At 73.8% G+C, this 9,405-nt stretch carries 9 protein-coding genes; 5 read left to right on the forward strand and 4 right to left on the reverse strand.

The genetic code is table 11. From position 1 onward, the window contains the following. Positions 1–910: hypothetical protein (locus ACSNOH_RS30685; RefSeq protein WP_436724718.1), on the forward strand; the 910-nt coding region annotated here is incomplete at its 5' end. Positions 911–1,117: 207 nt separating this feature from the next. On the opposite strand, the gene ACSNOH_RS30690 is transcribed toward ACSNOH_RS30685, so the two are convergent. Next, on the reverse strand, positions 1,118–1,300 hold the full coding sequence (locus ACSNOH_RS30690; RefSeq protein ID WP_106675610.1) for a hypothetical protein: 183 nt from the start codon (positions 1,298–1,300) through the stop codon (positions 1,118–1,120). Between the two features lie 245 nt (positions 1,301–1,545). Here ACSNOH_RS30690 and ACSNOH_RS30695 point away from each other — a divergent pair, with 245 nt between their 5' ends. Continuing rightward, positions 1,546–2,199: a response regulator transcription factor gene (locus ACSNOH_RS30695; RefSeq protein WP_436724719.1), complete on the forward strand. Its 654-nt coding sequence runs from the start codon at positions 1,546–1,548 to the stop codon at positions 2,197–2,199. Next, positions 2,196–3,209, forward strand: a complete 1,014-nt coding sequence (locus tag ACSNOH_RS30700; protein WP_436724720.1) for a sensor histidine kinase — start codon at positions 2,196–2,198, stop codon at positions 3,207–3,209. Before ACSNOH_RS30695 ends, ACSNOH_RS30700 begins: the two co-directional genes overlap by 4 nt. 60 nt (positions 3,210–3,269) lie before the next feature. Here the strand turns inward: ACSNOH_RS30700 and ACSNOH_RS30705 are convergent, their stop codons facing one another. After that, complete coding sequence (locus ACSNOH_RS30705; RefSeq protein WP_436724721.1) at positions 3,270–4,676, reverse strand: VWA domain-containing protein; 1,407 nt, start codon at positions 4,674–4,676, stop codon at positions 3,270–3,272. Positions 4,677–5,040: 364 nt separating this feature from the next. Next, positions 5,041–5,694, reverse strand: coding sequence for a GNAT family N-acetyltransferase (locus ACSNOH_RS30710; protein WP_436724722.1), 654 nt, complete (start codon positions 5,692–5,694; stop codon positions 5,041–5,043). A 214-nt stretch (positions 5,695–5,908) separates the two neighbouring features. Between ACSNOH_RS30710 and ACSNOH_RS30715 the strand changes: the two genes are divergently transcribed. Next, positions 5,909–7,090, forward strand: a complete 1,182-nt coding sequence (locus ACSNOH_RS30715; protein WP_436724723.1) for an alpha/beta hydrolase — start codon at positions 5,909–5,911, stop codon at positions 7,088–7,090. Here the strand turns inward: ACSNOH_RS30715 and ACSNOH_RS30720 are convergent. Beyond that, positions 7,087–8,337, reverse strand: a complete 1,251-nt coding sequence (locus ACSNOH_RS30720; RefSeq protein ID WP_436724724.1) for an alpha/beta hydrolase — start codon at positions 8,335–8,337, stop codon at positions 7,087–7,089. The genes ACSNOH_RS30715 and ACSNOH_RS30720 overlap by 4 nt on opposite strands. A gap of 166 nt (positions 8,338–8,503) precedes the next feature. On the opposite strand from ACSNOH_RS30720, the gene ACSNOH_RS30725 reads away from it, so the two are divergent. Then, a complete protein-coding gene (locus tag ACSNOH_RS30725) occupies positions 8,504–9,169 on the forward strand; it encodes a ScbR family autoregulator-binding transcription factor (protein WP_436724725.1) in 666 nt (221 codons plus the stop codon). Positions 9,170–9,405: the final 236 nt, after the last annotated feature.

Consider the following 9,405-nt stretch of genomic DNA (forward strand, 5'->3'; position numbering starts at 1 on the left):
GGGCGAAGGGGCCGAAGGGGGCGGGCCGCGGCCTTCCGCTCCGGTCCTTCCGCCGATGGAGTCCGCGGTCTTTCCGCCGATGGAGTCCGCGGCCTCCCGCTCCCTGCCCATCGACCCCTATCTCCTCACGAACGACCAGGCCGACCGCCTGGACGACGCCCGGCGCACGCTCGTCGAGCGCTGCATGAGCCGCTTCGGGATCGCCTACCGGCCGCCCGCCCCGTCCGTCCCCTTCCGCCCCGGGAGCCGTACGCAGTACCGCTACGGGGTCACCGATCCGGCCGAGGCCGCCCGCTACGGCTTCGCGCCGCCCGGCAGCCCGCGGACGCAGACCCCGCCCCCGCAGCCGCCGCCGTCCCTCCCGGCGGAGGCGGCCACCGTGCTGACCGGCACGGATGATCCGAAGGCCAAGCCAGGCAGCGACGCCGCGAAGGGCGGGCAGAAGGCGGGCGGGCGCACCGTCCCCGCGGGCGGCTGCCTGGGCGAGGCGCGGGCCGCGTTCGGCGCGGACGGGGCGGAGGCGGGCGGCGACGCGCCGGTCGCCGACCGGATCAACGCCGGCAGCTTCGAGCAGGCCAGGCGCGACCCCCGCGTGGCCCGGGTCCTCGCCCGGTGGGCGCAGTGCATGAAGGGACACGGCTTCGGCTCGTACGGCGATCCGCTGGAGGCGAGCGGCGACCCCGCCTGGCGCACGCCCCGGCCGTCCGCGAAGGAGCGGGAGGCGGCGACGGCCGACGCGCGGTGCAAGAAGGAGCACAACGTGGTCGGCGTGTGGTTCACCGTCGACGCGGCCTACCAGCGGCGGGAGATCGAGCGGAACGCGAAGGAGCTTGCCGCGGTCAAGGCGGATCTCGACGCCCGGCAGGAACGGGCCTCGGCCGCCCTGGGCGCGCTCCCGCCCCGCCCGTAGCGGGTGCTCCAGCCCGGCCGTAGCCGGTACGGCCCGTGCAGGCCGTAGCCGGTACGGCCCGTGCAGGCGTTGTGACCGGGTGGCGGGGGCTGCCCCTCCCGCCACCCGGTTCCCCCTCCCTCTCAAAGGACCCCGGAGGAAGCCCCGGCGGATGCCCCGGAGGAAGCTTCGGCCGGCAGCCCGGTCCGACAGCGCCGGCCAGCGGCGTCAGTGGAAGTAGACGACGTCGACCTGGCCGTCGGCCCGGTAGGAGAAGCCGGCTTCGCCGCTGCCCTCGCCCGGGGGGAGGGTGACGAAGTCGACGGCGTCCTGCAGGGAGGCGAACGTGCCCGCGTGGGACGTCCGCACCTCGCCTTCCTCGCTGGGGACGGCCTCGCCGGGAACGGCCATGACTGGGCTCCTGTATCCGCTTGCGTCCGAACGTATCCGCAGAGTGACTCTGTGATTACCAACAGTAGTCGTTCGGTCGGCGGACCGTAACCGCGTGCACGGGGCGCGCGGAGGCTCCCCGGGGGCGCGGGAAGCGCGTTGGAGAGGTTTGCGAAACATGTCCTCCTGTACACCGCATGCTGGGAGGGGAAAGCGCTGCCGCTCTCCCCGGGCCCCGGAGGAGACGAACGGAGACGGACGGGATCATGCGGGTACTGGTCGCCGAGGACGAAGAGATACTGGCCGAGCTGGTCGCGACGGGCCTGCGCAGGGCCGGCTTCGCCGTGGACACCGTCTACAGCGGCGACGCGGCCATCGCCTACCTCTCCCTCCACGACTACGACGTCGTCGTCCTCGACCGCGACCTCCCGCGGGTGCACGGCGACGACGTCGCCCGGCACCTCGTCGCCGGCGGCTCCCGCACCCGCATCCTGATGCTCACCGCCGCCGGCTCGATGGAGGACCGGGTGGCCGGCCTGGACCTGGGCGCGGACGACTACCTCCCCAAGCCCTTCGAGTTCCCCGAGCTGATCTCGCGGGTGCGCGCCCTGCGGCGGCGCAGCGCCCGCCCGGCCCCGCCGCTGCTGGAGAAGGCGGGCCTGCGGCTCGACACCGTGCGCCGCACCGCCGACCGGGACGGCCGCGCCCTGGACCTCTCGCCCAAGGAGTTCGCCATCCTGCAGCTGCTGCTGGAGGCGGACGGCGCGGTCGTCAGCGCGGAGGAGCTCCTGGAGCGCGCCTGGGACGCGCACGCCGACCCCTTCACCGGCGCGGTGCGCGTCGCGATGAGCAAGCTGCGCGGCAAGCTCGGGGAACCGGCGCTGATCCGTACGGTGCAGGGCGTGGGGTACGCCCTGTGAAGACCGTGAGGAGGCCGTTCCCCACGGCCCGTACGCGCATCGCCGTGGCCTTCGGCGGGATCTTCCTCGTGCTGGGCGCGGCCCTCCTGCTCACCGTGAACCTGCTCTCGCGCGCCGGCACCGAGGAGCGGGCGACGACCATCGCGCGCAACGCGGTGCCCGTCGAACTCGTCCGGCCCGGAGAGCGGGTGAGCGCCTGGACGGCGTCCCGCATCTCGGGCGACGTCAGCGCCGCCGCCTCCCAGCAGCTGGTCATGTGGTCGGCCGCGGCGCTGCTGGTCACCGCCCTGCTGGCGGTCGGGGTGGGCTGGTGGACGGCCGGCCGCTGCCTGCGCCCCGTCCAGGGCGCCTTCGAAAGCCAGCGCCGCTTCATCTCCAACGCCTCGCACGAGCTGCGCACACCGCTCGCCGTACAGCGCACGGCCGTCCAGGTGGGGCTGGACGGGGAGCCCTCCCCGGAGGAGCTCGCGCACGTGCGCACCACGCTCTTGGAGGCCAACCGCCGCTCCGAACGGCTCATCGACGGCCTGCTCCTGCTCGCCCGCAGCGACCGCGGCCTGGAGCGCCGCGACCCCCTCGACCTCGCCGACGTCGTCTCGGAGGAGACCGCGGCGATCGCGGGGCGCGCGGAGCGGGCGGGGGTGCGGCTGTCCGTGCGCAGCGAGCGGGCGCCGCTGCGGGGCAACCGCGTCCTGCTCGGGCAGCTCGCCGGAAACCTGCTGCGGAACGCGGTCGAGTACAACCACCCCGGCGGCGACGTCGACGTGATCGTCGAACCCGGCCGGCTGGTGGTCCGCAACTCCGGGCCCGTGGTGGCGGCGGCCGACATCCCGGCCCTGTTCGAGCCGTTCCGCCGCGGGCAGGGGAAGGAGCGCCTCAGCGGCGGTACGGGCCTGGGCCTGTCGATCGTCGAGTCGATCGCGCGGGCCCACGGGGGCCGGGCGAGCGCCGTCCCGAACCGGGGCGGGGGCCTGCGGGTGACGGTGGAGTTCCCCGCGCCGGGCCGGTAGGGCGGCCCTCCGCCCCGGAGTGAGCTTCCGGGGCGGACGCGCTGCCCGCCCCGGAAGGGCTCAGTCCGCGATGATGCCCGCCGCGCGGGCCTCCTTCAGCCAGTCCGGGAACTCCACCATCAGCTCCGCGTAGAGCTGGGCGTCCGTCAGCGACTTCGGGTCGCGGCCCGCGTGGAAGAAGCCCGCGTTGTCCACGACGCGCTTCTCCGGGACCGGCAGGTCGTCCAGCTTGCGGAGGAAGTCGAAGCCCTTGCCGTCCGGGTCGCCGAAGGCGACGAACTGCCAGAAGATCGGCAGGTTCGCGCTCTCGCACAGGGCCCGTTCCGCGGCCGCCTTGCTGTACGGGCCGCCGTCTGTCTGGAAGATGACGAACGCGGGGGCCGTCGAGCCGGACTTCTTGTAGTGCTCGATCACCGCCTCCATCGCCCAGTGGTAGTTGGTGCGGCCCATGTGGCCCATGGAGGAGTGCAGTTCCCCGATGCGGCCCTCGTAGTTGCCGAGGTCGACCTCCGCCACGCCGTCGACGTCCGTGGAGAAGAAGACGACCGGCACCGTGCCGTCGTCGTCCAGGTGGGCGGACAGGCCGAGGGCCTGTTCCGCGAGGTGCTGGACCGTGCCGTTCTTGTAGAACTCGCGCATGGAGCCGGAACGGTCGAGCACGAGGTAGACCGCCGCGCGCTGCCCGGTCAGGCCCTGCTTCTCCAGGGAAGCGCCGGCCTCCTTGTAGAGGCTGATCAGACCGGGGGCGCGCTGCTCCACCTTCTCCAGGCTGATGGCCGCGCCCTCCCCGGCGGCCCGGCCGGCGGTCCGCGCGGGGCTCCCGGCGGGGGCTTCGTCGCGGGGCGGCATCGCGGGGGCCGGTTCCGGCGACGGGCCCGGCGCCGGCTCCGGCTTGCGGATCGGGTCCGGGCCGGGAGCGGGCTCCGGCACCGGCTCGGGGTCCGGCCGCGGGGCGGGATCGGGCTGCGGGACGGGCTTGGGCGCCGGGACGGGCGTCGGCTCCGGCTCGGGCTCGGGGCTCGGCTCCGGCGGGACGGGCCCGGGGCCGGGGCGCGGACCGGGCGTCGGGCCCGGGTGCGGCACCGGGTCCAGCGGGCCCGGGTCGGGGATGCGGTCGTCGTCCGGTTCGCCGAGCGCGGGCTCGGCGGCCGGCTCCGTCACCCGCACGGAGCCCCCGCCGCCCTGCTGCGGCGGCACCGGCGCGCGGACGGGCTCGGCGGCCGTCTCCTCCGCGGGGGTGCGGGGCCGGGCCACGACCGGCTCGGCGGCCGCCTCGGCACGGGACGCGCCCCCGGGTGCGGTACGAGGTGCGGTACGCGGTTCGGCGCGCGGCTCCGGGTCCGGCTCCTGGGCGGGCGCGGGCACGGACGGCGGCGCGCTCTGCAGGCGCGGGCTCGCTTCGTCTCGTTCGGCCGTCGCTGTCCTGGACCGGCCGAACGCGTTCCGCAGCAGACTCCGAATGCCCATGTGGAGTAGTCCTTCACGTGTCTCGGGAGCTATGAAATGTCCGTGTTGCGGGTATACATCCCCCTGGGGGACGGTGACGTAAGGCTAGCCGCCCCCCTATTCCCCGCATGCTCAGACCCTCGCGAGGCACTCCCGGCCGCCCCACGCACGAGGGACGGCGCCTACGCCCAGTTGGGGCCAAGGAAGTTCACGCCGTGTCAGGGCGCGGCGGCGGCAACGACGGTTTCAAGCCACGTACGGGGGGCGGCGTTCGCCGCGTACGGGTGCGGCGTTCGCCACGGCCGGGCGCGGCGTTCGCCGCGTGCCGACGCAGCGGCGTCACCCCGTACCGGTTCAGTCTCCGCTCCGTGCTCGCGGCGAGCGGTCAGCGGCGCAGCGGGCGTACGAACACCTCCAGGGCGTCCCCCACGTCCCCCGCCGCGGGGAGCCGCAGGCGGCCGGCCGGCTGCCAGCCCCAGGACCGGCGGGCCGCCTCCGCCGCCGCGGCGTGCGCGTCCGCGGGGGAGAGGACCAGCACCGCGAGCGCCGCGCCGCTGCCGGACAGCAGCCGGTCGTGCAGCAGCCGCCCGATGCCCCGGCGGCGCTCGCGGGGGGTGACCACCAGCTCGGCGACCGCGAAGACCCGGCCCGCCGCGGTCAGCTCCGCCAGCTGCCCGGGGACGGTCCCGTCGAAGCCGTGCCACCGGGCGCTGTCGCGCGGCAGCGGATAGCCGTAGGCGCAGCCGACCGGCTGCCCGCCGGAGTCCGCGACCACCAGGTCGAAGCCCGGCCGCGCGGAGTGCTCGGCGAGCCGCTCCCGGAAGCGGCTGCGGCTGTGGAAGGGCGGGACGTACGGTTCTCCCTGCCCGGGACCGCCGTGCCCGGCACCGCCGTGGCCGTGTCCATGGCCTTGCGGTTCCGCGTACGACGCGACGTCGTGCGCCGCAACGTCGTACGCCGTGGCGTGCAGATCCGCGAGCTGATCGCGGTACTGGTCGGCCTGCCAGCGGCTCAGCCTGCGAAGGAAGACGTCACCCATGCGCCCTTATTGCCCAGCGGAACCCCCGCCCACCCGCCGCCGGGACCGGTTTCCGGCGCGATAACGGCAGGGAGCCGGCAGGACACGCACAGGACAAGAGCAGGGTAAGAAATCGGTGCAGGGCAACCCTGTCCACCCATTCCGGCCTCTTCATCGGTGAGTATCGCTTTACCGAACACGAGTACCCACCACGGGGCAGGGGGTTGAGGGGCGCATGGGCCTGACCAGCAGGTCGCTCTTGTACACGGTGGTGTTCGTCGCCGTGGTGTGTGTGGGTCTCACCCTCTGGCTCTGGCCGCGGCTTTCCGGCCGCGGAGCGCTGCCCCTGCTCGGCCGGCTCGGCGCGATCCTCGTCACCCAGCTGACGATCATGTCCTCGGTGCTGCTCGCGGTGAATTCCGCCAACAGTTTCTACGGCTCGTGGGGCGAGCTGATCGGCAAGTACGACCGCTCGCCGGGCGAGGTCACCCAGGTCACCGACAACGGCGGCGCGAACGCCGCGCCGGTCGAGGCCGGCAAGGGCGGGCTCGTGCGCAACACCGGCACGGAGGGCCTCGACAGGACCGACATCCCGCAGGGGCCGAAGGAGAAGGTCGGCACGGTCGAGTCGGTGCGCCTGGTCGCCCGCCGGGCCGGGGTCATGGAGCCGGCGTTCGTCTACCTCCCGCCGCAGTACTTCCAGGAGCAGTACAAGCGCCAGCGCTTCCCTGTGATCATCGCCATCAGCGGCTATCCCGGCGGGATCACCAACCTCTCCCACTTCCTGAAGGTGCCGAAGACCGCGAGCGACCTGATCACCGAGCGCAGGATGCAGCCGACCGTGATCGTGATGGTGCGGCCGACGATAGCCCCGCCGCGCGACACCGAGTGCGTGGACGTCCCCGGCGGCCCGCAGTCCGAGACGTACTTCACCAAGGACCTGCCCGAGGCGCTCAAGAGCGCCTACCGGGTCGGCCACGAGCCCAGCGCCTGGGGCGTCATGGGCTATTCCTCGGGCGGCACGTGCGCGCTCGAACTCGCCATGCGGCAGCCCGGCACCTTTCCCGTCGCGGGCGCCCTTTCCGCCGACTACAAGATCAAGAATGATCTGACCACGGGGAACCTCTTCGGCGACGGAGAGGAGGGTGAGAAGAACAAGCGCGAGCACGATCTGATCTGGCGGCTGCAGAACCTGCCCGCGCCGCGCGTTTCCGTCCTCGTCACCAGCAGCAAGGAAGGCGAGAAGAACTTCAAGGAGACCGAGAAATTCCTCAAGGCGGTGAAGGAGCCGATGACCGCGGCGAAGATCATCCTTCCGACGGGGAGCCACAACTTCACCACCTGGCGGCGGGAAATCGGGCCGACGCTGGAATGGATGGGGAAGCAGATGACGTTCCCCCAGGACGTCAGCAATTAAGGGTCCGAGGTACCGGAATCCGGCGCTTCGGCGTCCGTGCCCGCCTCCGCGTTCCTCTCCCTGCCCGTCTCCGTGCCCGCCTCCCTGCCCGTCTCCGTGCCGGTCTCGGCGTCCGCTTCGGTGCCCGGGGGCTCGGCGCCCGGGGCCGTGCCGCCCGGCGGCTGACCACCCGGCGGCTGACCGCCCGGCCCCGTCAGCTCCTCGCTGAGCCAGGCGAACGCGGCCGGGTACATCGAGATCCAGGTGTGGTAGTTGTGGCCGCCCTCCGGCGCCAGCATCGTCCGCAGCCGTACGCCGCTGCCGGCCGCGGCCTGCTCGAACTGTTCGATTAGGGACGGCGGGCTGGAGCGGTCCTGCCGCGACGTCGCCAGGAACAGCCCGACATCCGTCCCCGTCGGCTTCGTGTGGGCCACCAGCCACGTCGGGCTGTTGCGCTCCCGCAGGCCGGGGTCGGTCAGGGCGCCCTGCGCGCCGTTGAGCGGATCGGGGTCGAGGGCCGCGCCCGCCCCGAAGACCCGCGGGTACTGCAGGGGCAGCTTCGCCGCGCAGTAGCCGCCCGTCGAGATGCCCAGCAGGCCCCACGAGCGGGGGCCCTTCGCCGTACGGAAGTGGTGCCGGATCACGTCCGGGACGTCCGTCGACAGCCAGGTGGCGATCTTGTGGCCGGGGATGTCGGCGCAGTCCGTGTCCAGCCCGCCGGGGTTGATCACCGGTACGGCCAGGATGAACGGGTGTGTCGCACCGGACCGCAGCAGCTTCGCGAAGTCCGCCGGCATGTGGCCCTGGTCCAGCCACGACTGGGGCGAGCCGGGGATGCCGTGCAGCAGCATCACCACGGGGAACGGCGTGCGGCGGAAGCGCGGCTCGTCGTACTGCGGCGGCGTCCACACCATCACCTGGCCCGACAGCGCCGAACGGGGGCCCCGTACGTACGTCTGCTGCATCCCCGCGTCCCCGCGCAGGAAGCGGGCGCGCTCGGGCGGCGGCCCCGGCATCGCCACCGGGCCGGCGCCGCCCGCCCGGCCCAGCAGGTCGTCCCACGACGCGTACAGCCCGTAGCTCGTGTTGATCCACGCGGCCACCACGCAGATGGCCGTCACCTGGCACAGCCCGATCAGCAGCACGCGCGCGAGCCAGCGGGCGGGGGCCGGGCCCGGAACCCTCGACCAGAGGAGAAGGGTGGCCAGCACGGCGCACGCCGTCGCCGCGGCCAGCGCGGCGAAGAACGCGGTTCCGGTGAGACTCATCGCTCCCATAAATACACGTTGGCTGGTTCGCTCTCCTCCCTTGACGCGGGTGTGCTGCATACGCTCGACGCCGCGGGCGCGCCACCGGTACCGGCTGCGGCCGCTGGATGCCCAGCCCTCCACCGCGCCGAGGCGGTGAGCGGGTCCATCGATTCGGAGGCGTGCCGTGGCCAAGCAGGACCGTGCGATCAGGACGCGACAGAACATCCTGGAAGCGGCCGCGGTGGTGTTCGACGAACGGGGCTACGACGCCGCCACGATCAACGAGATCCTCGCGCGGGCGGAGGTCACCAAGGGGGCGCTCTACTTCCACTTCCCCTCGAAGGAGGACCTCGCCCTCGCCGTCATCGACGCCCAGGCCGAGGCGACGTCCGCGCTCCTGGACCTGCCCGGCGGGTGCCGGATGCAGCGGCTCGTCGACCTCGGCATGGTGTTCGCCCACCAGCTGCTGGTCGACCCCGTGCTGCGGGGGAGCGTACGGCTGACGATGGAGCACGGCTCCGCGGCGCTCCTGCACCGGAACGGGCCCTTCACCGGGTGGATCGAGCTCCACACGCGGCTGCTTGCCGAGGGCAAGGAGCGGGGGGAGGTGTTACCGGACGTCGTGCCGCCGGAGGTCGCGGAGCTGATCGTGGGGGCGTTCGGGGGCATCAACGCGCTGTCGCAGTCGGTCTCCGACCGCGCGGACCTCGAACGCCGCGCGATCGTCCTCTACGAGCACCTCATGCCGTCCATCGCCGTCCCCGCGGTCCTGGCCCGCCTGGACATGGCCCCGGGCCGCGGCGCGAGGGCGCTGGCGCTGGCCCCCCTGGAACCGGCGGGCGCGGCGTAACGCCTCCGGCGGGGGGTGCGGGCTCCTGCGCCGGTGCCCGGCATGGCGGCGCGGGGCGCCTCCGGCGGGGGGTGCGCCTTTCTTCCGCCGCGGCGGTGATGTGCCACGACGGTGGTGTCCGGCGGTGCCGTACGGCCTGAGGCGGGTTCGGCACCGCCGGTGACGTGGGTGGTGGGTTGCGCGCCGCGGCGGCGGGGTTGGTCGGGCTGGGCCCGGCCCGGTGAGCGCCCCGGGGC

Source organism: Streptomyces sp. URMC 127, assembly GCF_051386535.1.
Lineage (GTDB): Bacteria > Actinomycetota > Actinomycetes > Streptomycetales > Streptomycetaceae > Streptomyces.